The organism is Serratia bockelmannii (assembly GCF_008011855.1).
Lineage (GTDB): Bacteria > Pseudomonadota > Gammaproteobacteria > Enterobacterales > Enterobacteriaceae > Serratia > Serratia bockelmannii.
On sequence record NZ_VOUX01000033.1, the window covers coordinates 1,337,784 to 1,363,682 of the forward strand.

The window sequence follows — 25,899 nt, forward strand, 5'->3', positions numbered from 1 at the left end:
TCATCAGCGCTACCGCCCCGGCAATTGGGTCGGCAAGAAACTCGACGTGCTCTGCAGGTAGTCAAAGAACCACCTGATGACGTAACTGAACTGGGGGATCAGCTGCGACTGTTTCCAGTCGGCACTTTGTGAAAAGCCGGTAAAGGTATCCAGGAAGAACAGGATCGCCGCGACAATCAACACGCCGCGCAGTGCGCCGAAGCAGATGCCCAGCACCCGGTCGGTGCCCGACAACCCGGTTTTCTCTACCAGTGAGCTAATCACATAGTTAACAATAGCCCCTACGATCAGGGTCGCGATGAACAAAATCGCGATCGCGATGCCGTTTCGCACCAGTTCATCTTCAAAACGAGTGAAATAGACCGCAAGGTAAGAGTAGAAATGGCTGGCAACAAAAAACGCACATCCCCATGTCACAAGTGACAATGCTTCGCGAACAAACCCTCGGATCAGGCTCACCAGAGCCGAAAATCCAATCACCGCTATAATGACGTAATCAATCCAGACCATGAACTATTCCAATGATGAATCGCCCCTGCATCCAATTCGCGGCGAATTCTAACAGAAAAAGAAAACGTTTGCGTAGGGGATTTCCTACCACGTTACAAATAAAAAGCGGCGATTAAAAAATTCCCAATCGCCGCGCCTACATAGGTGATTTCGCCTGTAAAAGGCGCGGTTTCTCTCGCTTTCTCTCCACTACTCCTGAATTCAGGGGCGCATCCTGCTGCGCCCCCGCGGGGTTTAACGGCCGTACGGCTTCACCTGCCCGCTCAGCCCGCTGATCGAGTTCAGCGACGGCAGCGCCGCCTGCAGCTTCTGCTTGGAAGCGTCCGGGCCAACGTAGATGCGGGTGATCTGACCTTGCACCGGCGTTGACGGCACGGTAAAGGCGCGATAGCCCGAGAGACGCAGCGAAGCGACAATCTCGTTCGCCTTGGCGGCGTTCTTCAGCGCCCCGAGCTGCACGACATAGGCTTGCCCGGACGGCGCTTTTTCTTCCGCCGGTTTTGGCTGCGGCGTCGGTTCTGGTTTCGGCGTCGGTTCCGGCTTCGGCACCGGTTTCACCTCCACCGGCTTCGGCTGCGGTACCGGTTTTGGTTTCACTTCCACCGGTTTGGTTTCCACCGGCTTCGGCTTAGGCTGCTGCACCGGCTGAGGACGCGTCTCGACCGGCGGCGGCGCCACCTGCGTCGGTTGCTGAGCGCTCTGCCGCACCGCCTGTTGCGCCGCCGCTTCGTTGGCCGCCTGCTGCTCGACCAGCGCGCCCGCCCCTTCCGGCGGCTGCGCCGGCAACGGCTGCGTCACCGGCGGCAGCACGTCGTTCTCTTCGACGTCGCCCGCCTTCGGCACCAATGGAATGGCCGCGAACTCATCCTCGTAATGCTTCTTTTTGCCGTCCAGCAACCCTGGCAGGATGATTACCCCCAGCGCCACCAGAATCACGGTTCCAACCAGTCGGTTCTGAAATTTACTCGCCACTCACACTCCCCGCATCTCGTCTAACGCCGCCATCACCTGCGCCACGGTGTGGAACGATCCACAGACGATCACAATATCCTGTTTATCAGCATCCTGCATAGCCTGCCGCCAGGCAGTTTCGACATCATTAAAGCGGCGCGGTTCCGTCAGATGCTGCGCCAGCTGTTCGACGCTGGCACCGCGCGGCCCGTCGAGCGGTGCGCAGTACCATTCATCCACCTGCTCGCTGAGGCAGGCCAGCGTGCCGGCGATGTCCTTGTCGGACAGCATGCCCACCACCGCGCGCACCTTGCCGCCGTCGCGCGGCAGCTTGGCCAGACGCCCGGCCAGATAGCCGGCGGCGTGCGGGTTGTGTGCCACGTCGAGGATCAGCATCGGCTCCCGCCGCACGATCTGGAAACGCCCCGGCAGCGTCGCCTGCTGCAGCCCGGTGAAGATCGCGCGTTCGTCGATTTCCAGCGGGGAACAGTTCAGCGCCGCCAGCGCGGTAGCGGCGTTGGCCAGCGGTACGTTCGGCGTCGGCAGATCGGTCAGCTGCGTGTCACCGCCCTGCCACTGCCAGCGATCGCCCTGCTCGCTGAAGCTCCAGGCTTCACCGCGGCGATACAGCGGTGCGCCCAGCGTTTCGGCGACCTGGCGAATGCTATCCGGCATGTCGGGTTCGCCCACCACCGCCGGCTTGCCGCTGCGGAAAATACCGGCCTTTTCACGACCGATGCTTTCGCGATCGTTGCCCAGCCAGTCGGTATGATCGAGCGCAATGCTGGTGATCACCGCCACGCTCGGATCGACGATATTGGTGGCGTCGAGACGCCCGCCCAGGCCCACTTCCAGGATCACCACGTCGAGCCGCGCCTGTTTGAACAGCTGCAGCGCCGACAGGGTGCCGAATTCGAAATAGGTCAGCGACGTTTCGCCGCGGCCGGCTTCAATGGCGGCGAACGAGCGGCTATGCTCTGCTTCGCTCAGCTCTTCCCCCTGAATGCGCACGCGTTCGGTATAGCGCACCAGATGCGGCGAACTGTAGACGCCGACGCGCAGGCCGGCGGCCAGCAGAATGGCTTCGAGGGTACGACAGGTCGTGCCTTTGCCGTTGGTGCCGGCAACGGTGAACACCGTAGGAGCGGGGGTCAGTAAATCCAGATGCGCCGCGACGCGCTGTACGCGCTCAAGACCGAGTTCGATCGCCTGGCTGTGCAGACGTTCCAGATAGTAAAGCCACGAGCTCAATGGCGACGTGGCTTGGGGAATTTGGTGGTTTTGCATGAGTCCCGTCACTGAACTTGGGTTCATTAATCCATCAGGGCACCACCCTCACCGCGGTAAAGGCGATGCGCTTCGTAACCGCCGCCAACCCGCAAACCATGGCGCGATAGGCCACGGCCAGCAGGGAACGGGCATCAGCCGTCACTTAGCCACAAAGTGGCGGCTGAACCCGGGCGGGATCTGTCTTTGCCTCAGGCGTCGGCCTGCGGCTCCGGCTCAATGACCGGCGCGGCCTCATCGAAATGCGGCTGCGGTTGGTTGGTCAGCTTGGACAGAATGCTCGCCAACGTTTGGCGCATCTCCGGACGGCGAACAATCATGTCGATCGCGCCTTTTTCGATCAGGAACTCGCTGCGCTGGAAGCCAGGCGGCAGTTTCTCGCGCACGGTCTGCTCGATGACGCGCGGGCCGGCAAAGCCGATCAGCGCTTTCGGCTCGGCGATATTGATGTCGCCCAGCATCGCCAGGCTGGCGGAGACGCCGCCCATGGTCGGGTCGGTCAGCACGGAGATGTACGGCAAGCCGCGCTCCTGCATCTTAGCCAACGCCGCGCTGGTTTTCGCCATCTGCATCAGCGACATCAGCGCTTCCTGCATGCGCGCGCCGCCGCTGGCGGAGAAGCACACTAGTGGACAGTTGTCCTCCAGCGCCTGCTCAACCGCACGCACGAAACGCGCGCCGACCACGGAAGACATTGAGCCGCCGATGAAAGCGAATTCGAAGGATGCGGCGACGATCGGCATACCGTACAGCGTGCCCTTCATCACCACCAGCGCATCTTTCTCGCCGGTCGCTTTCTGTGCGGCGACCAGACGATCTTTATAGCGCTTGGAATCCTTGAATTTCAGAACGTCCTTCGGCTCCAGATCGCTGCCCAGCTCCACTTCACTGCCTTCATCCAGCAGGGTATGCAGACGCGCGCGCGCGCCCATACGCATGTGGTGGTCGCACTTCGGACACACTTCCAGATTACGCTCCAGCTCGGCGCGGTAGAGAACCTGGCCGCAGCTGTCGCATTTGGTCCAGACCCCTTCAGGAATGCTCGCCTTACGGGTTTGTGTGATATTGCTCTTGTTAAGAATTCGTTCAATCCAGCTCATCGATGACCTTTCTGTTTGAACCTGGCACACGCCAGTCCGCTGTTCATGCTTTAACAATCCCCCTGAAAACACCCCAATGAAAAAATGCCCGTTCGCGGCGCGGCAAGCGCGGCGACTGAGGCATCGGCTTCAGGGTTGTTCGCAGGAACAGACCATAATGTCGCTCATTAAACCATATCGGCCCGGCGCTGTGGACAAAAAACTGGTCGAACCGACAGGTTAAGCGATGTTTTTACTGTTTTTGCTGGCGGGCGGCCGCGCGCTTGTGACGCCAAATTTCAATCACGCCCGGCAGAATCGAAACGATGATGATCCCGACGATCAACAGTTTCAGGTTCTCCTGCACCACCGGCAGATCGCCGAACAGGTAGCCAGCATAAGTGAAGAGCAGCACCCAAACCAGTGCACCAATCACGTTGTAGGCGGCGAAGTGGCGATAGGACATATGCCCCATGCCGGCGACGAACGGCGCAAAAGTACGCACGATCGGCACGAATCGCGCCAGAATAATCGTTTTCCCACCGTGCTTCTCATAGAACTGATGCGTCTTGTCCAGGTAGCTACGGCGGAAAATTTTCGAGTTCGGGTTGCTGAACAGCTTCTCGCCGAACAACCGCCCGATAGTGTAGTTCACCGCATCGCCAATGATCGCCGCTACGGCCATCAACGCCACCATGGTGTGCACGTTGAGATCGTTGGTCGGCAACGCCGCCAGCGCGCCGGCGACAAACAGCAAAGAATCCCCCGGCAGGAACGGCGTCACCACCAGGCCGGTTTCGCAAAACAAGATCAGGAACAGAATAGCGTAGACCCACATGCCGTATTGTGCGACCAGCTCGGCCAGGTGCACATCAATATGCAAAATGAAATCAATAATAAACTTGATGATGTCCATAAATTCTCTCATTGATACCGGGTGTTTCAATCACCCGGCAGAAGCACAAGGGAGCGACGCTTTCAGGCGTGCCGGCGTTTAATCGTCGGGCAAAAACAGCGGCCCCATCGGCGGCCGCGGTAGACCAAAATGATCGGGATAGTCCACGGCAACCAGATACAGCCCCTCGGCTCGCGCCGTCGCCGCCGCCAGATTGCGATCCTTCAGCGCCAGCAACTCGGCCATCCAGTTCTCATCCTGATTGCCGCAGCCGATCTCCATCAGGCTGCCGACGATATTGCGAACCATGTGATGCACAAAGGCATTCGCCTTGATATCTACCACAATATATTCGCCGTAGCGCGTAACCTTAACGTGTTTTACGCAGCGCCACGGGGTGCGCGACTGACACTGCACCGCGCGGAACGAGGTGAAGTCATTCTCGCCCAGCAGCGCCTGCGCCGCCCGGTGCATGCGATCGGCATCCAGCGGGTGATAAAAGTGCGTCACCCCCTGTTGCAACACCGCCGGCCGGTAGCGATGGTTGAAAATAATATAGCGGTAACGGCGCGCGGTAGCGCTGAAACGCGCGTGAAAATCGTCGGCGACGGGGCTCACCCAGCGCACCGCGATGTCCGGCGGCAAATGGGTGTTCACGCCCATCGTCCAGGCGGCGTCCTTGCGACGCGCGGTGGTTTCGAAATGCACCACCTGCCCGGTGGCGTGCACCCCGGCGTCGGTGCGCCCGGCGCACAGCACGTTGATCGGCGCATCCGCCACCTTGCTCAACGCCTGCTCAAGGCGCTCCTGCACGCTGGCCACTTCTTGCTGCCGCTGCCAGCCGTAGTACCGGCTGCCGTCATATTCGATGCCCAGCGCTACCTTCAGCGTCGGCTGAGCGGGCGAGACCACCTCTGACATCAGTACATCTGCTCCTGCACCAGACGCTCGGCGGTTTCGATCGCCATTAACGCGCCGCCGAAGCGCACGTTGTCCGCCACCGTCCAGAACTGCAGCAGCTCGGGAATGCCGTAATCGTTACGCAGGCAACCGATGCTGAGCGCATCGCTGCCGGAGGCTTCGGTTACCTGAGTCGGGTAATCGTCCTCTTCGCTCAGCTGAATGTCCTCGACTTCTTCGAGCTCGCTGCGCGCCTCTTCGGCGGACAGCGGGCGCAGCGCTTCCAGGTGCACCACCTGCGCATGGCCGTAAAACACCGGCGACTGAACGCAGCTCACCGAAATCGGCAACCCTTCGTCCTGCAGCACCTTGCGCACCTGATCGACGATCAGACGCTCTTCGCGCACGCTGCCCTGCTCGTCGGCAACGAGCGGCAGCAGGTTAAACGCCAGCTGTTTAGCGAAGACGCCTTCCTCGGCAGGAATGCCGTTCAGCAGGCGCGCGCTCTGGCCGGCCAGATCGTCCACCGCGGCCTTGCCGCGCGAGGATACCGACATCAGCGTGGTAACGTGCAGACGCGAGAGCCCCGCCTGTTCGGTCAGCGGTTTGATCGCCGTCAGCAGTTGGCTGACCATGCTGTCGGCCACCGCGACGATATTGCGGTTGCGGTAATCAGCCAGCACCTGCGGGTTAACACCCGGTACCACCAGCGGCACATCCGGCTCCATGGCGAACAGACCGCTGGTGTCGATCACCAGGCAGCCCATGTTGCCGGCCTCTTCGGCATAGCGAGCGGAAGCGTCGCTGCCGGCGACGAAGAAGGCCAGTTGGGCCTGCGACCAGTCGAACTCTTCGGCGTTCTGCACCAGAAGAGACTTGCCGTTGAAGCGCACATTGGCGCCCGCACTGCGTTCGCTTGCCAGAGGATAGAGCTCACCCACCGGGAACTGGCGTTCCTGCAACAATTCCAGCAACGCTTCACCTACCGCGCCAGTGGCGCCGAGCAGCGCGATATTCCAGCCGTCAGACATCGGGTTTTCTCCAGAGTATTTCATTCATAAAAGCAGACGGGCAGTGCAATCACCGCCCGATAATCTTTACCGCTCACTGTAGCGGCGTTGGCTTAAGACAACCTTACGCGCTACGCCAGGCTAAAGCCCAGCTTGCCGAGCAGCTCGGCGCTGGCGCTGTCATCGCATTGCACGGCCAGCGAAGACCACTCGCGGCGTTCCTGGTAGTGCTTGCGCAGGCGATCGAATTCGCCCGGTTGCCCAGCGACTTTGCGCAGCGGCGCATCATCGCGGCGCACATCATACACCAAGTGCATCAATCGTTTTAACCGCGCTTCATCCAGCGGCCCGTTGAGGCGGATCTGGCTGAACTCCGGCACCGGCAGCAGCGAGGCCAACGCCACCTGCTGCGGCTGCCCCAGATGGTGGCTGAACGCTTCGAACACCTGAGTGGTGCCGCGCGCCTTGCCTTCCAGCGTATACCCGGCGATGTGCGCAGTGCCGATATCCACCCGCGCCAGCAGCGGCAAGGAGAGATCCGGCTCCGGTTCCCACACGTCCAGCACCGTGCTCAGCTTTTTGCCCTTTTCCAGCACCTGCAACAACGCGGCGTTATCCACCACCGGCCCGCGGCAGGCGTTGATCAGAATGCGGTTGTCCGGCAGCGCCGCCAACAGGTCGGCGTCCGCCAGATGCAGCGAATGGTATGGGCCGGATTTATTCAACGGCGTATGGAAGGTCAGCACATCGGCCTCGGCCACCAGCTTCTCCAACGGCCAGAATTCCCCGGCGTCGCCGCGATCGGCACGCGGCGGATCGCACAGCAGCGTGCGCACGCCCAGCGCTTTGAGGCGCGCGTCCAGGCGGGAACCGACGTTGCCCACGCCGATGATGCCGACGGTTTTATCCCGCAGATGGAAGCCATCGCGTTCGGCCAGCAGCATCAAGGCAGAGAACACATACTCGACCACCGCAATGGCGTTGCAGCCCGGCGCGGCGGAAAAGCCAATGCCCTGCCGTTGCAGCCAGGCGTCATCGACGTGATCGGTGCCGGCGGTGGCGGTACCGACAAAGCCAATGCGGCTGCCGGCCAGCAACGCTTCATTGACCTTGGTGACCGAACGCACCATCAGCGCATCGGCATCCGCCAGCGCCTCACGCGGGATCGGGCGGCCCGGCACCGCCTGCACCTCGCCCAGGCGGCTGAACAGCTCGGCCGCGTACGGCATATTTTCATCAACCAGAATTTTCACTGCGTTCTCCGACGGTTTACGGCTATTTGTCTGCGAAATAGTGTGCCACTGAATCAGGCACGGCGAAAGCGCTCAGGGGTAGTGCCGGCGATCTGCTGGAACATGACGATAAAGGCCGACGCGGAGCTGTAGCCGACGTCTAACGCCACGTCCTGCACGGTCTTGCCCTGCTCGAGCAGGGAGACGGCATGCAGGAACCGCAGGCGCTGGCGCCATTCGCTGAACGACATGCCCAGATCCTGTTGGCAGCGGCGCGACAGCGTGCGCTCGGTGGTGTAGACCCGAGCCGCCCACGCCGCCAGCGAGGTGTTGTCCGCCGGACAATGCTCCAACGCTTCCAGCACCGGCGCCAAGAACTTGTCGTCCGACGACGGCAGATAGGTTTGCTGGCGCGGCGACAGGCGCAGCTGATCGATCAGCACCTGGCAGAGACGCAAATCCGCCTCCGCCTGCGGAATGTACTGCTTGCGCGCATAGAAATCCTCGGCGATGGCGCGGAATATCGGCGTTACGCTCACCAGACAGGGGTCGGCCGGCATGCCGGTGCACAGCGCCGGCGTGATGTCCACCATGCGGCACTGCGCCAGCCGCTGGTTATAGCAGGAGTGTTCGATGCCAGCCGGCGCCCACAGCACGAACTCCGGCGGCGCCAGAAAGCGCTGCCCGCCGATGCGCAGCACCATCACCCCGGCTTTAACCCACATCAACTGACCCCAGGTGTGGCTGTGCGGCTGGAATTCGGTGCGCGCGTTGAACTCCTCGCAGCGGAACTGCACCGGGTTGGGCGCCGGGATCAACGACTCGGGGAAATGGCGGATTTCTGGCATGGTTTCGTCCCGTGATTTGTCTTGTTTACGCCGATTTTTGTCTGGATATCGCTATATATGATAAACCGGACACGCGTAGACTAGCCAGCATGTTGGACGTTATTGAGAATAATTATCATGAATATGCTCTTCCCGCTGTTGGCCGTGCTGATTTGGTCGATTAATGCCGTCGTCAGCAAACTCTCCGCCACCGCCATCGATCCGGCGGCCATCTCGCTCTACCGCTGGCTGCTGGCGCTGATTGCCCTCACGCCGTTCGTGCTGCCGGGCGTGCTGCGCAACTGGGCGCAGGTGCGCGCCAACTGGTGGAAGCTGATGATCCTCGGCCTGCTGGGCATGGTGCTGTACCAAAGCCTGGCCTATTACGCCGCGCACAGCGTCAGCGCGCTGTTTATGGGCATCATCGTGTCGCTGATCCCGCTGCTGACCATCCTGATCAGCATCGTTCTACTGCGCATTGCGCCAACCGTCGGCGTTCTGCTCGGCAGCATACTCTCCTTCTGCGGCCTGATCTGGCTGGTCAGCGGCGGTCAGCCCGGCGTGCTGTTGCAGCACGGTATCGGCAAAGGGGAATTGATGATGCTGCTCGCCACCGCCTCGTACGCGCTGTATGGCGTGTTGACCAAACGCTGGGCCATCGCGCTGCCGAACTGGCAATCGTTGTACGTGCAGATCCTGTTCGGCGTGCTGTTGTTACTGCCTAATTTCCTGATGGCGGAGGATGTCGGCTTGAACGGCCATAACCTGCCGCTGGTGCTGTTCGCCGGCATTCCGGCTTCGATCATCGCCCCGTTCCTGTGGATCCAGGGCGTGATGCGCCTGGGCGCCAACACCGCCTCGATCTTCATGAACCTGGCACCGGTGTTTACCGCCGCTATCGCCGTGCTGTTCCTGCATGAGCAGTTGCACGGTTACCACCTGATCGGCGGCGGCATTACCCTGCTGGGCGTTATCCTGTCGCAGCGGCTGCGCACGCCGCTGACGCGTAAAGCCAAAGCCCCGGCGGCCAACGCAGAGTCCTGCAAAGAACAGGCTTAAGGCAGCAGCCTGAAACGCACCCGCACCAACAGGCCGCCCAGCGCGGCAGAGCTCAACAGCTCCGGGCGGGTGCCGTGATACGCGGTGATGTCTTTCACCAACGCCAGTCCCAATCCGGCGCCCGGCTGATCGCCCACGTTGTCCAGCCGGTGAAACGGCTGCAGCGCCAGCGCCTTGTCCTGCAAGGCGATGCCGGGGCCGCTGTCTTCTATCTCCAGCACGCCTTCCCCTGCCGCCTTATCCTGCGTGAGGCGAGCGGTCACCATGCCCTGACGCGGTGTATATTTCAGCGCGTTGTCCAGCAGGTTGGCGCACAGCTCGGCCAACAGCAGCGGCTCCCCCGCCACTTGACACGCCGCCTCGCCTTCGAACCCGAGATCGATCTGTTTACTGCGCGCCTGCGGCAAGCGGGAAAAGCAGGCGTCGCGCAGCACCTGCGCCAGGTTGACCGGTTGCAACTTACGATCGGCCTGGTGCTCGCTGGCCTTCAGGCGTGAAAGATGCAGCAGGCGGTCGGTCAGCGACACGGTATTATCCAGCGTCGCGCTCATCGCCTGCAGGCTTTCGCGCCACTGCTGCGGCCGGTCACTGGCCAGCGCTACCCCTACCTGAGTCTTCAACACCGCCAGCGGCGTGCGCAGTTGGTGCGAAGCGTCGGCGCTGAAGCGCTCCTGACGTGCCACCATCAGCCGCAGCCGTTCGATGTAACGATTAAACGCCACCAGCAGCGGCTGCATCTCCGACCATGGCAATACCCGCGGCAAGGGCGTTAGCTCGCCCGGATCGCGCCGCAGCATGATACCGGAGAGCTTACGCATCGGCTTCAACACCCGCTTGAGCAATGCGAACGCCAGGATCAGGGTTAACGCCACCACCGTGCCCTGGCTCAGCAGCGCCGCGATCATCATCTGCCGCGCCAGGTAACGGCGCGACTCCAGGGTTTCCGCCACCAGAATGGTCGCCATGCCGCTCACGCCCGACTCGTTGACCGGTTGAAACAGCGCCGCCACGCGGATCGGCCTGCCGAGGTATTCCGCATCGTAAAAATGCACCAGCGCCGGGTAGAGCGTGGAACGCGGGATATGGGGCGGCAAAGGCGGCAAATCGTCATAGCCCGAGATGCTTTTCCCCTGCGGCGAGATCACCTCGTAATACAGCTGATCGTTCATGTTGCGCTCGAAGCTGTCGAGCACCACATAGGGCACATCAACCGCCAGCTTGCCTTCGCGCACCACCAGTCGCTCCGCTACGGTGCGCGCCGACGCCAGCAGCGTGCGATCGTAAGCCAGGGTGGCGGCGCTCATGGCGCTGAAATAGTGGGTGTAGATAGAGATGCCGCCCAACGCCAGCAGCGGCAGGCCAAAAAACAATAGCAGTTGATAGAACAGCGAACGCGGCGCGTTAAACCACCGCATCGCACAGCTCCAGGCTGTAACCCAGGCCACGCAGCGTGACGATCGCCACGTCGCTGCCCTGCAGCTTTTTCCGCAGGCGGTGTACGTAAAGCTCGATGCTCTCCGGATTGGCCTCGTCGGACAACGTAAATACCTGCTCGAACAGCTGTTGCTTGGCCACCGGGCGGCCGCGCCGGTGCATCAACGCGGTCAACACCGCCAGCTCGCGCGGCGTCAGCGCCAGCGGTTTGCTCTCCAGCAGAAAATAGCCTTCGTCGTGATAGGTCAACGCGCCGTACTGCAACGCCGGCTGCGGGGCGCCGACGCTGCGGCGCAGCAGCGCCCGAATACGCGCTTCCAGCTCGTCCAGTTCGAACGGCTTGGTGAGGTAATCGTCCGCCCCCAGATTCAGGCCTTTTACCCGGTCGGCCACGTCGGTGCGCGCCGTCAGCAGCAGCACCGGCAGATCCTGCCCGCGCTTGCGCAGGCGCGCCAGCAAATCCAGACCGTTCATACGCGGCAGCGCCACATCCAGCACCGCGAGCGCATAGCGTTCGTTGAGCAGCAGGTGATCCGCTGCCACGCCGTCCGGGGCGACGTCGACGGCAAAGCCGGCGCCGGTCAGCGCCTTTTGCAACCAGTGAGACAGCTCGGGGTGATCTTCAACCAATAACAGTCGCATGTTCCCATTCCATTGATTTATCTGAACAACCTGGCGCCAATATCGCGCTTGTTAACAGGTCGATAACAGAGAATGGCATGGAAAATAAGGGGATAAAAGAGCGCCGCGCCGCCAGTTTTGGGAGCTGGCACACAATTATGCGTATAGAGCGCGATCGCAGGACGATGTCAGATCAGCGGAATGGGGCTATCGGCCACGGCAATGTCCAGTACCGGGCGCAGCTTGTCGGCGGTAAACGGCGAAGAAACCAGCACGGAGCGGTTGTTGGCGGCAAATACCAGATCGATGCCGGTCACGCAGGCGGTCATCTGGCAGGCATACTTTTCACCGTCGGCGTTGACGAAATGCAGTTCAAACACGCCAACGTCGGCACGCAGTCGCTTCAAACGGCACTGCCCGGTTTCACCGACCATCTCCGCATAGACCTCAGGCAACCGTTTAATCGCGCATACTTTGGCGCTGTCCCTACCACCAAATAATTTCCCTAACGAAAACATATCACTGCGTCTCTATTCATTTCACTGATCATGATTTTATCGCGAAAGCAGAACGGCAAACCTGATATTACGCAGGATTTTGGCCGGTTTTGCGCCCTGTTCCTGCCCGCATTTCTATGGTAGCGCACCCGTGATTCACTGGCGACAAGAGACCCTAATCACAGACTGGAAACTTTTCCGGCCACTGAAAGGTAAATGAAAGGTTGTTGTTTTAACAATCCTGCAACCGCGCTCTGCGGGATTCACAACCAGAACAATACCGAGGGCAAGCCACAATGAAAAAAATAATGACCCGTACCTTTACCGCCGCCGCACTGTTGCTGGCAGCCTCTCAGGCCTTTGCCGTGGAAGCGCCCAAACGCACCGAATGTATTGCGCCGGCCAAGCCCGGCGGCGGTTTCGATCTGACCTGCAAGCTGATTCAGGTGTCGTTGCAGGACACCAAGGCGATCGATAAACCGATGCGCGTCACCTATATGCCCGGCGGCGTCGGCGCGGTGGCCTACAACGCCATCGTCGCGCAGCGACCGGCGGAGTTCGGCACCGTGGTGGCCTTCTCCGGCGGCTCGCTGCTCAATCTGGCCCAGGGCAAGTTCGGCCGCTACAACGTGGACGACGTGAAATGGCTGGCGGCGGTCGGAACCGACTACGGCATGATCGCGGTGCGCGCCGACTCGCCTTACAAGACCCTGAAAGACCTGATGGACGCCTTCCAAAAAGATCCCAACAGCGTGGTGTTCGGCGCCGGCGCCTCCATCGGCAGCCAGGACTGGATGAAAACTGCGCTGCTGGCGCGCGAAGTCGGCGTGGATCCGCGCAAGATGCGCTACGTGGCGTTCGAAGGCGGCGGCGAGCCGGTCACCGCGCTGTTGGGCAATCATATTCAGGCGGTTTCCGGTGATCTGAGCGAGATGGTGCCTTACCTGCAGGGCGACAAAATCCGCGTGCTGGCGGTGTATGCCGAACAACGTTTGCCTGGCCAGTTGGCCGACATTCCAACCGCCAAAGAACAGGGGTACAGCCTGGTGTGGCCGATCATTCGCGGCTTCTACGTCGGGCCGAAAGTCAGCGATGAAGAGTATCAGTGGTGGATCGACACCTTCCAGAAAATGATGGCGACCGATGAATTCAAGCAGCAACGCGATCTGCGCGGCCTGTTCGAATTCAACATGACCGGCAAAGAGCTGGACGCCTACGTGAAGAATCAGGTTGCCCAATACCGTGAGCAGGCGAAAGTGTTCGGCCTGGCCAAATAACCGCAGGGGAAAACCATGAGCGATCGTATTTTTGCCGGCTTTTGGCTGCTGCTGTGTATCGGCGGGCTGTTCATCGGCTGGGGCATTCAAAGCGAATACAGCTATGAACCGCTGGGGCCGCGCCCTTTCCCGCTGGCGATCCTCAGCCTGATGGCGCTGTGCGCGGCCCTGTTGCTGCTGCGCCGCCCACAGGCGGTGGACTGGCCGCACCACAAGGTGCTGCAGCGGCTGCTGGTGCTGGTGATCACCCTGGTGCTGTATGCCTGGGGCTTTGAATGGCTGGGCTTTCCGCTGGCGACCGCGCTGCTGACGTTCAGCATCGGCCTGTTGTTTCAGGCCAGCCTGCCGGCGGCGGCCCTCTCCGGCGTCGTCATGGGCGCAGCGCTGTACTACGCCTTTGACCAACTTCTCGATGTCACACTGCCGCTCGGCATCTGGCTGAGCTAACGGGAGCGATGATGGATACCTGGATGTATTTGACCCAAGGGTTCGAAGTGGCGCTGGTGCCGCAGAACCTGATTATCGCCCTGATCGGCTGCTTCGTCGGCACCATCGTCGGCCTGCTGCCGGGCCTCGGGCCGATCAACGGCGTAGCGATCCTGCTGCCGCTGGCGTTTGCCCTCAAGCTGCCGGCCGAATCGGCGCTGATCCTGCTGGCGACGGTGTATATCGGCTGCGAGTACGGCGGACGCATCTCGTCGATTCTGCTCAACGTGCCGGGCGATGCGGCGGCGATCATGACCGCGCTGGACGGCTACCCGATGGCGCAGCAGGGGCGCGCCGGCGTGGCGCTGTCCATCTCGGCGGTCAGCTCGTTCGTCGGATCGATGATCGCCATCGGCGGCATCATCCTGTTCGCGCCGCTGCTGGCCCGCTGGTCGCTGGCCTTCGGCCCGGCGGAGTATTTCGCCCTGATGGTGTTCGCCATCGCCTGCCTCGGCAGCATGATGAGCCAGAACCCGCTGAAATCGCTGCTGGCGGCGCTGATCGGCCTGGGGCTGGCGACGGTGGGCGTCGACGCCAACACCGGCGTTTACCGCTTTACCTTTGACAGCGTGCACCTCTCCGACGGCGTGCAGTTTATCGTGGTGGTGATCGGCCTGTTCTCGGTCAGCGAAATCCTGCTGATGCTGGAAAGCACCAGCGCCGGGCAAAAGCTGGTGCGTAAAACCGGCCGGTTGCTGTTCAACCGCAAAGAGGCGGCGCAGTGCGCCGGCCCGACCCTGCGCTCGTCGGTGATCGGTTTCTTCGTCGGCATTCTGCCGGGCGCCGGCGCCACCATCGCCAGCGCGTTGACCTACATGACCGAGAAGAAAATCAGCGGTAACAGCGACACCTTCGGCAAGGGCGACATCCGCGGCGTAGCGGCGCCGGAAGCGGCCAACAACGCCTCGGCCTGCGGCTCATTCATTCCGATGCTGACGCTGGGGGTGCCGGGTTCCGGCACCACGGCGGTGATGATGGGCGCGCTGACGCTGTACAACATCACCCCCGGCCCGGCGATGTTCACCGAACAGCCGGATATCGTCTGGGGGCTGATCGCCGCACTGCTGATCGCTAACGTCATTCTGCTGATCATGAACCTGCCGCTGGTCGGCCTGTTCACCCGCATGCTGACCATTCCGCTGTGGTTCCTGGTGCCGGCGATCGCCGCAGTTTCCGCGGTGGGGGTTTATGCGGTGCACAGCACCACCTTCGACCTGCTGTTGATGGTGGGGTTGGGCGTGTTCGGCTACATCCTGCGCAAAATGCACTTCCCGATGTCGCCGCTGATTCTGGGCTTTGTTCTGGGTGAGATGCTGGAGCAGAACCTGCGCCGCGCGCTGTCGATCAGCAACGGCGAATTCGGCATCCTGTGGAGCAGCAGCATCGCGCAAACGCTGCTGGTGCTGGCGGTCGCGGTACTGGCGCTGCCGCCGCTGCTGCGCCTGATGCGTAAACGCCGCCAACCGGCGGCCGAGGCCAAGGCCGAGTAATGCGAAACGGGCGGGGCTCCCCCGCCCGTTATGGTTAACGGCGCAAGGCCGCAATTCCCCTTTCCAACGCATCGATATCGTCATCGGCGAGCAGAGGTTGAATCACCGCAAAGTCCGCCTCGGACAAGTCATAGAGGCGTAACGCAAGCAACCGCGCGATAACTTCCGGCGCGAATCGCCAACGGATAAACCTCGCCGGGTTACCGCCGACGATGGCATAAGGCTCAACATCGCCGACCACCACGCTGCCGGCGGCGACGATCGCCCCTTCGCCTATCGATACCCCTGGCATCAACATCGCCCGCATGCCAATCCAGCAACCGTCCCCCAGCCGGGTGTCGCCTTTGGGGCGGTACGCCCGTTTGATGGTTTCCATAAAGGGGTACAGGCTCAACCAGTCGATACGGTGGGTGTGATTGCCCCCCATCAGGATCACCGCTTCGGCCGCGATGCACACATAATCGCCGATCAGCAAGCGATCTATGTCACCCAGCGGCTGCCATTGCCGGCTGACCGCGTCGCCGTGCAGATAGCGCACTACCGAGCGTTCGAAGCCGTTATCCCAACAGTCGCTGTAGTAGCTGTGGGTGCCTTTGACGATGATATTCGGGTTGGTCACCGTCTGATGCAGCAGCTCGGTTTTGGACCAATGTTTTTCGGACATGGCGTATTCTCTTGTTACGGGAATAAAAGCCACGGAACGGAATGTCTGTGGCCGTGTTGTCGTTCACTCAACACGGCCATTCAAGCGATAAGCGCTCGTTTCAATCTCGGGTTATTCATCATTACCGCCTCTCTTGCGAGGCGTAATGGTAGCCGATCACGCCTCGGCGGTCTTGCTTTTCAACAGCAGCACCCCGCCCATCACCAGCGCGCTGCCCAGCAGCTGCAGCTGATTCATGTTTTCCCCCAGCAGGAAATAGGCGATCGCCGCGGTGAAAACCAGCTCCAACGACAGGATCAGGTTGGCTACGGCCAGCGGCAGCGTTTTCAGGCTGATGTTATACAACCCGAAGCCCAACAGCGTCGGCCCGGCGGCCAGCGCCAGCAGCAACAGCCAGCCGCTCCACTGAATGCCCTGCGTGCCGTGCGACAGGAACCACAGAGAGCCGGCCATGCCGTGGAACGCCGCCAGCGGGAACGCCGTCAGCGCCGCGTTGAACACCAGCTGATACAGTGCCGAAAAACCGAACACGTACAGGATGGTGTTCCACACCGGATAGCCCCGTTCGCTGGCCACCCGCCCGCCGAGGGTATACAGGGTATAGCCGATGCCCGACAGCATCCCCACCAGCAGCCCCAACAAGTCGAAGTGCTGGTTGCCCATGCTGTCGCCGTTGCTGACCAGGAAACAACCGCCCAGGCTGATGGCGATCACCAGCAGTTGGCGCAGCGTCAGGCGTTCGCTGTACATCACCCAACCGAGGAACACGGTAAAGCCCACCGAGCAGTAGGTCAGAATGGTCGCCACCGATGCGCCGTTCAGCGCCACCGACAGCGTCCACAGGCTGTTGAACAGCGCCAGCAGCAGCCCGTAAAGCGCGTAGAACAATACCTGTTCACGGCGCAGGCGCGCCCACTGCGGTTTCACCACCAACAGCAGCGGCAACAGCACCAGCGCCACCAGCGCCGCGCGCCAGAACGCCAGCACGAAAGTCGGCAGGTGATAGTACTCGGTCAGCGCGCGAATGATGATGGCGGTAAAGGCCAGCAGCATGGCGCTGATAATGGCGATGACGTAACCCTGGCGGCTGCCCTGAAAGAGACGCGCGCCGGGCAGCAAAGGCCGGGCGGAAACGCCTGACGGTAATGACATGAGATCCTCGGAGAAATGGCGACATAAATACTCAGGCACAGAGTGTAACTCGGCCATTTTTTCTCACTATAGCCACTTTACGGCGTTGTCATGCAGGCCACTTTTCTGCGCTTGAAGCCCCGTTGACATGGGTTATAGTAAAAAGCTCTCTCCCTAACCGGGCCAATTTCGCATGCACATTCCGTTAGATCGCGAGCAGGACGTTCCGCTCTATTTACAGATCGAAGAAGCGCTGCGGCGCGCCATCCTCACCGGCGTGTTCGTCGATGGCGACAAGCTGCCCTCGACGCGCACGCTGGCGGCCGAGCTGGCGGTCAGCCGTTTAACGGTGGATAACGCCTACGCCGAGCTGGCGGCCAAGGGCTTTTTGCATCAGCGGCGCGGCAGCGGCGCCTATGTTGCGCACCCGCAGGCGCAAACGCGCCCAGCCCGGCCGAGCAGCGATGCCCCCTTCCCGCTGGAGAGCTTCACCACCCTCACCTCGCGGCTGGACGGCTACGCCGACGCCCCGCTGCCCGAGGGGCTGATCAACTTCGCCGCCGGCGTCGGCAGCCCTAAGGTGTTTCCGCTGGAGGCGTTTCGCAAAGTGCTGCTGTCGGTGCTCAGCCGCCATGCGGAAGAGGCCTTCAGCTACGGGGAATACTGCGGCTACTACCCGCTGCGCGATACGCTGAGCCGCATTCTCAGCGCGCAGGGCATCCCCACGCAGGCGGAACAGGTGCTGATCACCAACGGCTCGCAGCATGCCATCAGCCTGGTGGTGCAAAGCCTGCTGGCGCCGGGCGATACGGTGATCGTCGAAGAACCGACCTACGCCGAAGCGCTGGGCCTGCTGCGCCAGCACCGCATCAATATCGTCACCGTGCCCGGCGATCGCCACGGCATGCTGGTCGAACGATTGCCCGAGTTGCTGGAACGCCACCGCCCTAAACTGATCTACACCATCCCCAATTTCCACAACCCGACCGGCCGCTGCCTGAGCGAGGTGCGTCGGCGACGCCTACTGGCGATCGCCCAACAGGCCGGCGTGGTGATCCTGGAGGACGATTTCGTCGGCGATCTGCGTTACCAGGGCAAGCAGCTGCCGTCGCTGCGCGCGCTGGCGCAGCCGGGCGCGGTGATCTACGTCAGCACCTTCTCCAAGATGCTGCTGCCCAGCATGCGCATCGGCTATCTGGTGGCGGACAGCGAACACTATCAGCGTTTCGCCAGGCTGAAACACGTCGACAGCTTCACCAGCTCCAGTCTGATCCAGCGCGCGCTGGACGCGTTCGTCACCGTCGGCCGTTACGACAAGCAGCTGCGGCGCGCCGGGCGCGTCTACCGCCGCCATCTGGAAGTGATGATCGACGCGTTGCAACGGCGGTTGCCGCCGGGGTGCCGTTTCGAAACGCCACAAGGCGGCTTGTTTATCTGGCTGACGCTGCCCGCGACGGTAACCACCACCGAACTGATGCCGGTGGCCTGGCGACACGGCGTCACTTTCGCGCGCGGCGAATGCTTTTATGCCCAGGAACAGCTGGGCGCGCACAGTCTGCGGCTAAACTTCGCCGCCAACTCGCCGCCGCAGATTGAAGAAGGTATCGCCCGGCTGGGCCGGGCGATTGAGGAAGTGATAACAGAGAAAAACGCCGGTTAGACGGCGGCCCACCACAGCCGCAGCTTCATCCCCCAGTAACTGGTCCAGCCGGTGGTACTCTGCACCACTTTGCCCTGCGAGATCACCACGAAGGTCGGCGTCACACCAATCTGCCACTGCGCCGAGAGCGTACCAGCCGGATCGTTGACCACCGGCAGCGCCAGCCGTTTGCGTGCCAGCCACTGTTTCACCTGGGTATCGTCGCCCGAGCGCAGCGCGACGGTCAGCACGTTGCCGCCCGTCGCCTGCAAACGGGCGACGTCCGGCGTAGTGAAACGGCAGACGCCGCACCAACTGGCCCAGAAGTAAACCAGCAGCGGCCGTTCATGGCTGAGCTGCGCCAACGATACGCGATCACCGTCCAACGTGGTCAGCGTCTGGGCATCGAAGGCCGGCGGCGCCTGCGGCGCGTTCAGCCAATCCATTACCGTGACCACCGCCAGTACGATCAGCGCCAGCAGCAGCAACTCGCGCCCCCAGCGCTTGAGCTTAGCCATGGTTGGCCTTCGCCAGCTGCTGCTTCACCATCGTTTCCAGCTCTTCATAGGACACCGCCCCCGGCAGCATTTGATCGCCGATCAGCGTCGCCGGCGTCCCTTGTACGCCCAATTGTTCCGCCAATTCCATATTGGTGCGCAGCGTGGTCATGCTTTGTTCGCTCGGAGCCACCGCCTTGACGCCGGTTTTCTCCTGCGCGGCGGCGATGCTGGCCTTGTCGTGGAAGCCCTTTTTCGCCATCAGCCGCTGGTGCAAAGCCCAGAATTGATCCGGATGCTGCTGCCAGGTGGTGAGCGCCACGCGCGCCGAGCTGACCGAGCTTTCGCCCTTGAACGGCAATAGCTTCACCACCAGCGCCACATCCGGGTATTGCTTGACGATCTTCTCCAGCATCGGATCAAACCGCTTGCAGTACGGGCAGTTATAGTCGGTAAAGGTCACCAGCGTCAGTTTGGCGTTGGCGGCGCCCAGGCGCGGGCTGGCCGGATCCTGATACAGCGTTTTGGCATTCTGCTTGATAGCCTGGCTGATTTGCTGGCCTGCGGTCTGCTGCTGCCAGGCGTCCACCGCCTGCGCCAGAATGTCCGGGTTGGACACCAGCGTTTCGCGGATCATCTCTTTAATGCGCGCCTCTTGCGCCGGGGTGAAAGGCTCGGCGGCCCACGCCGGGGCGGCGATGATCATCAGTAAAATCAGTAGCTTTTTCATTGTTCGGTTCCTTTGGCATGGGAGAGCGTTTGCAGCACGGCGTCACGGGTCAACAGCGGGGATAACACCTCGCCGTCCGGGCTGCCGGGGCCATAGATTTGGTTGAAAGGCACGGCGACGCTGCCGCGCTTTTGCAGGAAGGCGCTGATGTCGGCCGACGGGCGGCTCCAGTCGCCGCGCAGCGCGACCACATCGTCGGCGCTCAGCGCGCGCTGTACGTCATCGCGCAGCAGCACATTGAATTTGTTGGCTTTACAGGTCACGCACCAGTCGGCGGTCACGTCGACGAACACCCGCTTATGCTGGGCCAGCGCCTCGGCAATCGCCTGTTCGCTCAGCGGTTGCCACTGCACCCGATCCTGCAACGGTTGGCGCCACAGGCCGGCGGTCAGCGAGCCGGCCAACAAGGCCACGCCAGCCAGCACCAACGTGCCCGCCGCCAGCTTGGCCGCTAACCGTGCTCCCTGCTGACGCCATACTGCCAGCAGCAACGCCAGCAGCGCCAGCGCCCCCAGCCACAGCGTGGCCTGCACGCCGATATGATTGCTCAGCAGGCTCAGCAGCCACAGCGACGACGCCAGCATCAACAACCCCATCGCCAGCTTGACGGTATTCATCCAGCGGCCGGGGCGCGGCAAGCGCAGCGCCAGCGAAGGCCAGGCGGCGATCAGCAGCCACGGCAGGCTCATGCCGATGCCGAGTGCGATGAACATGCCCCACAGCACCGGCAGCGACGCCGCCAGCGCGAAGGCCACCGCCGTGCCGAGAAACGGCGCCGAGCACGGCGTCGCCAGTAGCGTAGCGAACGCGCCCTGCCAGAAATGGCCGCTCAGACCGTGCCCGTTATGGGTGGCCAGTGAGGTATTCAGATCGGATGAGAGGCGCAGATGGAACAGGCCAAACAGGTTGGCGCTGAACAGCAGCGTCACCAGCACCATAAAGCCGATAAACCACGGATTCTGGAACTGAATGCCCCAGCCAAGCGCGTGGTTGCCGAGTCTCAGCAGCGTCATCAGCAAGGCCAACGCCATAAACGAGGCGACGATACCCAGCGACGACGCCAGGAACTGCAAACGAACGCTGCGCCGATCGCGATGCTCCACCTGCAGGATAGAACCGAGCTTGATGCCCAGCACTGGCAGCACGCACGGCATCAGGTTGAGGATTAACCCACCCGCCAGCGCCATCAATACCGCTTGCCATAACGGGAACGCCGCACCGGCAGGCGCGGCCAGCGGATCGCCAATCGGCAGCGTAATCTGCTGCGCCATGCCGCCGTCGTCAATCACCAACGTCAGCGTTTTGCCGCGCAGATCCGGCGCCGCATCGCCCCAACCGTCGCTGACCGGCACTCGCGCCAACAGCTGAGCACCGTCGGTCTCGACCTGCGGCTTGCCGAGATCGGCATCCGCTAGCGTATCGAAGAACAGCGCGGGTTGCTGCCAACCGGCGGCACGTTCGGCGGAAATCTGCAGCTCGCCGCTGCGGTAACCGGCCTTGACGCTTTCCGCCAACCCAGCGGCGATCGGCACCTGCCCCATCGCCTGCGCGAAATCGTGGTTAAACAGCGGATCGTTCGGCGTAGTCAGATCCAGGCTGAACGGGTAGTCGGTCAGAATGCAGACATTGCTGCAAGTGGACAGCGTCAGGGTGCCCGCCAGCGGGCCGGACACCTGGCCTGGCATCACGATCGGCAGCGTGACCCGATCGTGATAGCCCTGGGTGGAAATGCCGGCCACCTCGAAACGCTGCGGCGTCGGCCAGTGCCAGGTTGCGGGCGGCGGGTTGCCCTGCCAGACGATAGCCGGCGCGATGCCGCCTTCGCCTGGAGAGCGCCAGTAGGTTTTCCAGCCTTTTTGCAGCTCGACCGACAGCAGCAGACGGGTCTCTCCCGGCTGTGACGTGTCGGCGCGCAGCCGCACCTTGGCATGATCGTTGGCCGGATTTTGCAGCCAGCCGCTGTCCGCCGCCTGCAAGGCGGGCAGCCACAGCATAAACAGGCAAGCGCAGGCCAGCCTGATAATTTTCAACATGTTAATTCTCCATAAATGATTAATTCACCGCGAAAAACGGGCGATTAACTCATTCACGGAAGACGCATAATCGAAGGTGCACCCTGAGGGTGGGCGGAGAAATGGCGCGAGGAGGAGGAATGCGCAGACGCGCGGCAATGGTCGGCGCCAACAGAGCCAGCAGCAGACCCAGCCCGAACAGCACGGTTTCGAACATTACCGGCGGCGCGGCCAGCAATGATTTGGCGCTCAGTTCACAGGGCGTCGGCTGCGCTTCGGCGGCGGCATCACTGGACTGAACGGCGGTAGCGGCCGGGATCCCCAGCGTTTGCTGCAGCGCATGCAGGCCCGCCATGCGCTGGGTCATGCACGTCAGCACCACCAGGCAAGCCAGGCATAAAAACCATTTTGCAATCCGCTGCCGTTTAACCATGCCATCCTCATGTTCAGATCTGGGGTTATCTTAGCGGCGCAGACGCGATTAGCAACGTTTTGTCGGTAAAGAAATGTCTGAGCGGCGGTATTGATGGCGGCGAATTACAGGTATCATAGAGGGTAAGCCTGCGCTTTTCGCCGGGTACGATGACGATTCTCTCCTCCAGGCACACTGCGGGGATACACAGCGAAGGACTGGTGATATGCAACCTTTGAGTGGGCCGGGCACCCCAATCGCCGGCGAGCGCCCCCCTTCCCCGGGCAAAACGGCGGCCACTGACGATCAACCCCTCTCTCCGGCGCAGCGCACAACGCTGGAAAAACTGATCGTGAAAATCATGACGCTCAGCCCGGTAAAATCGGCGGAGATCTGGGCGTCTCTGCGTCACGATCTCGGCGCCGACAAAGGCGGCGAACTGCTGGCGCGCCATTTTCAACCGGCGGAACAGCTGCTGCAAACGCGCCTGACGCAGGCGCAGCAAAACCATGCCGGGCGCCAACTGCTGCAACAGCTGGCCGAATTACTGCCCCTGGGCAACAACCGCCAGGCGGTCAGTGACTTTATTCGTCAACGGTTCGGCCATACGGTGTTGAGCCAGTTAAGCCCACCACAGCTGCAGCAGGTGCTGAATCTGTTGCAGACCGGCGGCCTGACCATTCCCCAACCGCAGCAAACCGCCACCAGCGATCGCCCGCTGCTGCCCGCAGAGCATCAAAGCCTGCAGCAGCAGGTCACCAAACTCAGCGCCGCGACCGGTGAAGCGCCGGCTAAAATTTGGCAAACGCTGTTCGATCTGGCGGGCGTGAAAACCAACGATCCGCTGCCGGCGCGCCACTTCCAGCTGCTGAACCAGTTTTTACAGGTGAAGGTGGCGCTCAGCCCGCAGAACGCGCCAACGCTGAACAACCTGCTGGCGGCGCTCAAACAGCCGGCGGATGAGCAAGAACTGCAGCAGATGAACGGCTATTGCCAGACGCGCTTCAACTGCGGCGCCAACGCGCCGCTGACGCATCCGCAAATGAGCGACGCCATTCATCAGCTGTTTGCCCGCCGTCTGGAGAAAGCCGGCCAGGCACAGCCGATCGCCAGCCCCCCTATCGAACCGCAGCCGCTGCTCAACCCGCTGATCGCCGCCCTGCCTCTGCCGCTGCAAAAAGCGCTGAGTAAGCCCGCCGTGGCGCTGATCCTGCTGCTGTTGGCGTTGGCCGTGGTGCTGGCGCTGGTGTTTTAACGCCTTAGGCGCAGCCGCAGTCCGCTGCGGCCGCCCGATCGCGCAGTGACCCCGGCAGTTCGCCGATGGCCAACGGATGGCCGTCGCGCAGCCAGAAATCCAGCCCGCCAATCAACTCCTTCACCCTAAATCCCAACTTCGCCAGCTTGTAGGCGCCTTTGGTGGAACCGTTGCAGCCGATGCCGTCGCAGTAGGTCACATACACCTTTTGGCGATCCAGGTGCGCCGTGCCGGCTTCATCCATCAGGCGATGCGGCAAGCTGAATGCGCCGGGGATATGCCCGGCGGCGTACAGCGCCTCCGCACGGGTGTCGATCACCACCATCCCGTCCACGCCATTGCGCAAATCTTCCGCCACGTCCCAGGCATCCGCATAGCGGCTCAGTTTAGCCGCCAGATAGGCCAGGCTCTCTTCCGGCGCTGCCGGCGGAAAGGCCAGCACCAAGGATTCTTTCGACATATCACTCACTCCCGTTGATCAAGACAGATGACAATAGTGCCCGATTTTGGTCTTATGATTGATACCCATTTTTTACTCATGATAAGACCCATTATGCGGCACACGCTGATCACGCTGTTTCAGCAATCGCCCCAGGCCATCGGCACGCTGCGCGATCGTCTGTGCGCGGCATTGCGGCAAGCCATCCACCACGGCGCATTGAGCATTGGGCAACGCCTGCCCTCCAGCCGAGTGCTGGCTGTGGATCTGAGCCTCTCAAGGGTGACCGTCGAAGCAGCCTACGGCCAGTTGGAAGCGGAGGGGTATTTGCAGCGCCGCGTCGGCCAGGGCACATTTGTGGCTATCCGCATCGCCAAATCGCCGCCGCCGGCGACCCGCACCGCCATGCCGCGCCTTTCGCTGCGCGGCCAACAGATCGTGCACACCGGCGGCTGCCGCGATCCGCAGCATCCTCAAGCCTTCGCTGCCGGCTCGCCGGACCTGCGCGCGTTTCCGCTGGCCCTGTGGAAGCAGCTGACCGCTCAACGCCTGCGCCTGCAGGGAGAAAGCCTGCTGCGCTACGGCGACCCGCAGGGCTATCTGCCGCTGCGCGAAGCCATTGCTGCCCACGTCAACCAAACGCGCGGCGTAGTCTGCGATGTGAGCCAGGTTATCGTGCTGACCAGTTCGCAGCAGGCGCTGCAGCTGATCGCCACGCTGCTGCTGGACGGCGGCGACAGCGTCTGGATGGAAGAGCCGGGTTACGCCGGGGCGAGAAACGCCTTTATCAGCGCCGGCGCCGCGCTGACGCCGGTGGCCGTAGACGGCGACGGCCTGCAAGCAGAACCTTCCTTGCCCGATCCACGTTTGATTTATCTGACGCCCTCGCACCAATACCCGACCGGCGCGGCGCTCAGCCTGGCACGCCGCTTGGCGTTGCTGGCGCAGGCGGAGCGGCAACAGGCCTGGATCATTGAGGACGATTACGACAGCGAATTTCACTACGACGGGCTGCCGATTCCGGCGATGCAAGGCTTGGATCGCCATGGCCGGGTGCTCTATCTCGGCACCTTCTCCAAATCGTTGTTCCCTTCGCTGCGGCTGGCGTACCTGATCGTGCCACCCGCGCTGGTCGCTCCCTTCGTCACCGCGCGCACGGTCTATGACGGCCACAGCGCGCAATTGATGCAGGCGGTAACCGCCGAGTTCATCCGCCAGGGGCACTTCGCCGCGCATATTCGCTACATGCGCCAGCTCTACCACAGCCGGCGCGATGTGCTGCTGACGGAAGTGCGCGAAAAGCTGAGCCACTTCGCCACGGCCGTTCCCGCCGCCGGCGGCCTGCAGCTCAGCGTTTGGCTGCCGCCCGGCCGAGAGGCGGCGCTCAGCCAGCAGGCGTGGCGGCTCGGCGTCCTTACGCCCGGGTTAACGGCGCAATACCAAACGGTTCAGGCCCAGCGCGATGGCTGGCTGCTGGGTTTTTCGTCCCTGACGCCGGGCGAGATCCGCAGCGCCGTCGAGCGGCTGGCGCGGATCGCCGCGGCTTAGCCCTGCCCCGGAGAGAC

General features: G+C 62.2%; 26 protein-coding genes. 7 read left to right on the forward strand and 19 right to left on the reverse strand.

Going from position 1 to position 25,899, the window contains the following annotated elements; all coding sequences use genetic code 11:
• Nucleotides 1–9: 9 nt before the first annotated feature.
• The 9 genes from cvpA to FOT55_RS22860 all read right to left on the reverse strand — a co-directional run bounded on the left by cvpA (nucleotide 10) and on the right by FOT55_RS22860 (nucleotide 8,712).
• Nucleotides 10–510 carry a colicin V production protein gene (gene cvpA, locus FOT55_RS22820; protein WP_004936119.1) on the reverse strand — a complete coding sequence of 167 codons (501 nt, stop codon included), beginning with the start codon at nucleotides 508–510 and terminating at the stop codon, nucleotides 10–12.
• A 234-nt stretch (nucleotides 511–744) separates the two neighbouring features.
• On the reverse strand, nucleotides 745–1,482 hold the full coding sequence (gene dedD / locus FOT55_RS22825) for a cell division protein DedD (RefSeq protein WP_049203693.1): 738 nt from the start codon (nucleotides 1,480–1,482) through the stop codon (nucleotides 745–747).
• A complete protein-coding gene (gene folC, locus FOT55_RS22830; protein ID WP_043140120.1) occupies nucleotides 1,483–2,748 on the reverse strand; it encodes a bifunctional tetrahydrofolate synthase/dihydrofolate synthase in 1,266 nt (421 codons plus the stop codon).
• Nucleotides 2,749–2,939: 191 nt separating this feature from the next.
• Nucleotides 2,940–3,848, reverse strand: a complete 909-nt coding sequence (gene accD, locus FOT55_RS22835) for an acetyl-CoA carboxylase, carboxyltransferase subunit beta (protein WP_025303691.1) — start codon at nucleotides 3,846–3,848, stop codon at nucleotides 2,940–2,942.
• A gap of 232 nt (nucleotides 3,849–4,080) precedes the next feature.
• Entirely contained in the window at nucleotides 4,081–4,743 is a 663-nt protein-coding gene (locus FOT55_RS22840; RefSeq protein WP_004936130.1) for a DedA family protein, read from the reverse strand.
• 78 nt (nucleotides 4,744–4,821) lie between these two features.
• Nucleotides 4,822–5,643: a tRNA pseudouridine(38-40) synthase TruA gene (gene truA / locus FOT55_RS22845; protein ID WP_025303692.1), complete on the reverse strand. Its 822-nt coding sequence runs from the start codon at nucleotides 5,641–5,643 to the stop codon at nucleotides 4,822–4,824.
• Nucleotides 5,643–6,653 carry an aspartate-semialdehyde dehydrogenase gene (locus FOT55_RS22850; protein WP_025303693.1) on the reverse strand — a complete coding sequence of 337 codons (1,011 nt, stop codon included), beginning with the start codon at nucleotides 6,651–6,653 and terminating at the stop codon, nucleotides 5,643–5,645. The genes truA and FOT55_RS22850 overlap by 1 nt, the downstream gene beginning before the upstream one ends.
• Before the next feature lie 110 nt (nucleotides 6,654–6,763).
• The gene (gene pdxB, locus FOT55_RS22855) at nucleotides 6,764–7,885 is read right to left on the reverse strand and encodes a 4-phosphoerythronate dehydrogenase PdxB (protein ID WP_060433728.1); all 1,122 of its coding nucleotides are present in this window, start codon (nucleotides 7,883–7,885) and stop codon (nucleotides 6,764–6,766) included.
• Between the two features lie 53 nt (nucleotides 7,886–7,938).
• On the reverse strand, nucleotides 7,939–8,712 hold the full coding sequence (locus FOT55_RS22860) for an AraC family transcriptional regulator (RefSeq protein WP_025303695.1): 774 nt from the start codon (nucleotides 8,710–8,712) through the stop codon (nucleotides 7,939–7,941).
• A gap of 117 nt (nucleotides 8,713–8,829) precedes the next feature.
• Between FOT55_RS22860 and FOT55_RS22865 the strand changes: the two genes are divergently transcribed.
• Nucleotides 8,830–9,750 (forward strand): DMT family transporter, encoded by a 921-nt coding sequence (locus FOT55_RS22865; RefSeq protein WP_049207333.1) that lies wholly within the window; start codon nucleotides 8,830–8,832, stop codon nucleotides 9,748–9,750.
• Here the strand turns inward: FOT55_RS22865 and FOT55_RS22870 are convergent.
• The 3 genes from FOT55_RS22870 to FOT55_RS22880 form a co-directional block, all read right to left on the reverse strand.
• Nucleotides 9,747–11,165, reverse strand: a complete 1,419-nt coding sequence (locus tag FOT55_RS22870; protein WP_147824065.1) for a sensor histidine kinase — start codon at nucleotides 11,163–11,165, stop codon at nucleotides 9,747–9,749. The two genes, FOT55_RS22865 and FOT55_RS22870, sit on opposite strands and share 4 nt — an antisense overlap.
• A complete protein-coding gene (gene tctD / locus FOT55_RS22875) occupies nucleotides 11,152–11,826 on the reverse strand; it encodes a transcriptional regulator TctD (RefSeq protein WP_025303698.1) in 675 nt (224 codons plus the stop codon). The genes FOT55_RS22870 and tctD overlap by 14 nt, the downstream gene beginning before the upstream one ends.
• 167 nt (nucleotides 11,827–11,993) lie before the next feature.
• Nucleotides 11,994–12,323: a hypothetical protein gene (locus tag FOT55_RS22880; RefSeq protein WP_060433730.1), complete on the reverse strand. Its 330-nt coding sequence runs from the start codon at nucleotides 12,321–12,323 to the stop codon at nucleotides 11,994–11,996.
• Between the two features lie 275 nt (nucleotides 12,324–12,598).
• Here FOT55_RS22880 and FOT55_RS22885 point away from each other — a divergent pair, with 275 nt between their 5' ends.
• Genes FOT55_RS22885 through FOT55_RS22895 form a run of 3 tightly spaced genes read left to right on the forward strand, consistent with a single transcriptional unit; the run spans nucleotide 12,599 to nucleotide 15,555 of the window.
• Nucleotides 12,599–13,579 carry a Bug family tripartite tricarboxylate transporter substrate binding protein gene (locus FOT55_RS22885; RefSeq protein ID WP_025303700.1) on the forward strand — a complete coding sequence of 327 codons (981 nt, stop codon included), beginning with the start codon at nucleotides 12,599–12,601 and terminating at the stop codon, nucleotides 13,577–13,579.
• Between the two features lie 15 nt (nucleotides 13,580–13,594).
• Nucleotides 13,595–14,026, forward strand: coding sequence for a tripartite tricarboxylate transporter TctB family protein (locus tag FOT55_RS22890; protein ID WP_025303701.1), 432 nt, complete (start codon nucleotides 13,595–13,597; stop codon nucleotides 14,024–14,026).
• An 11-nt stretch (nucleotides 14,027–14,037) separates the two neighbouring features.
• Complete coding sequence (locus tag FOT55_RS22895; protein ID WP_016926872.1) at nucleotides 14,038–15,555, forward strand: tripartite tricarboxylate transporter permease; 1,518 nt, start codon at nucleotides 14,038–14,040, stop codon at nucleotides 15,553–15,555.
• Between the two features lie 34 nt (nucleotides 15,556–15,589).
• On the opposite strand, the gene FOT55_RS22900 is transcribed toward FOT55_RS22895, so the two are convergent.
• Together FOT55_RS22900 and FOT55_RS22905 are read right to left on the reverse strand one after the other, a co-directional pair.
• Complete coding sequence (locus tag FOT55_RS22900; RefSeq protein WP_141998586.1) at nucleotides 15,590–16,219, reverse strand: CatB-related O-acetyltransferase; 630 nt, start codon at nucleotides 16,217–16,219, stop codon at nucleotides 15,590–15,592.
• 156 nt (nucleotides 16,220–16,375) lie between these two features.
• Nucleotides 16,376–17,371, reverse strand: a complete 996-nt coding sequence (locus FOT55_RS22905) for a DMT family transporter (RefSeq protein WP_060433735.1) — start codon at nucleotides 17,369–17,371, stop codon at nucleotides 16,376–16,378.
• A 172-nt stretch (nucleotides 17,372–17,543) separates the two neighbouring features.
• Here FOT55_RS22905 and pdxR (FOT55_RS22910) point away from each other — a divergent pair, with 172 nt between their 5' ends.
• Entirely contained in the window at nucleotides 17,544–19,010 is a 1,467-nt protein-coding gene (gene pdxR / locus FOT55_RS22910) for a MocR-like pyridoxine biosynthesis transcription factor PdxR (RefSeq protein WP_147824066.1), read from the forward strand.
• Here the strand turns inward: pdxR (FOT55_RS22910) and FOT55_RS22915 are convergent.
• Genes FOT55_RS22915 through FOT55_RS22930 form a run of 4 tightly spaced genes read right to left on the reverse strand, consistent with a single transcriptional unit; the run spans nucleotide 19,007 to nucleotide 22,661 of the window.
• Nucleotides 19,007–19,507 carry a protein disulfide oxidoreductase gene (locus FOT55_RS22915; RefSeq protein ID WP_089196121.1) on the reverse strand — a complete coding sequence of 167 codons (501 nt, stop codon included), beginning with the start codon at nucleotides 19,505–19,507 and terminating at the stop codon, nucleotides 19,007–19,009. The genes pdxR (FOT55_RS22910) and FOT55_RS22915 overlap by 4 nt on opposite strands.
• Nucleotides 19,500–20,216 carry a DsbA family protein gene (locus tag FOT55_RS22920; protein ID WP_025303706.1) on the reverse strand — a complete coding sequence of 239 codons (717 nt, stop codon included), beginning with the start codon at nucleotides 20,214–20,216 and terminating at the stop codon, nucleotides 19,500–19,502. Before FOT55_RS22920 ends, FOT55_RS22915 begins: the two co-directional genes overlap by 8 nt.
• Nucleotides 20,213–22,249: a protein-disulfide reductase DsbD family protein gene (locus tag FOT55_RS22925; protein WP_147824067.1), complete on the reverse strand. Its 2,037-nt coding sequence runs from the start codon at nucleotides 22,247–22,249 to the stop codon at nucleotides 20,213–20,215. Before FOT55_RS22925 ends, FOT55_RS22920 begins: the two co-directional genes overlap by 4 nt.
• Nucleotides 22,250–22,298: 49 nt before the next feature.
• Nucleotides 22,299–22,661, reverse strand: coding sequence for a hypothetical protein (locus FOT55_RS22930; RefSeq protein ID WP_033639760.1), 363 nt, complete (start codon nucleotides 22,659–22,661; stop codon nucleotides 22,299–22,301).
• A 205-nt stretch (nucleotides 22,662–22,866) separates the two neighbouring features.
• Here FOT55_RS22930 and flk point away from each other — a divergent pair, with 205 nt between their 5' ends.
• On the forward strand, nucleotides 22,867–23,895 hold the full coding sequence (gene flk, locus FOT55_RS22935) for a flagella biosynthesis regulator Flk (RefSeq protein WP_147824068.1): 1,029 nt from the start codon (nucleotides 22,867–22,869) through the stop codon (nucleotides 23,893–23,895).
• A gap of 4 nt (nucleotides 23,896–23,899) precedes the next feature.
• Here flk and FOT55_RS22940 read toward each other — a convergent pair whose 3' ends face one another.
• Nucleotides 23,900–24,355, reverse strand: a complete 456-nt coding sequence (locus FOT55_RS22940; protein WP_147824069.1) for a rhodanese-like domain-containing protein — start codon at nucleotides 24,353–24,355, stop codon at nucleotides 23,900–23,902.
• A gap of 93 nt (nucleotides 24,356–24,448) precedes the next feature.
• Here FOT55_RS22940 and pdxR (FOT55_RS22945) point away from each other — a divergent pair, with 93 nt between their 5' ends.
• Nucleotides 24,449–25,882, forward strand: coding sequence for a MocR-like pyridoxine biosynthesis transcription factor PdxR (gene pdxR / locus FOT55_RS22945; protein ID WP_187181966.1), 1,434 nt, complete (start codon nucleotides 24,449–24,451; stop codon nucleotides 25,880–25,882).
• The last annotated feature ends 17 nt before the right edge of the window (nucleotides 25,883–25,899 follow it).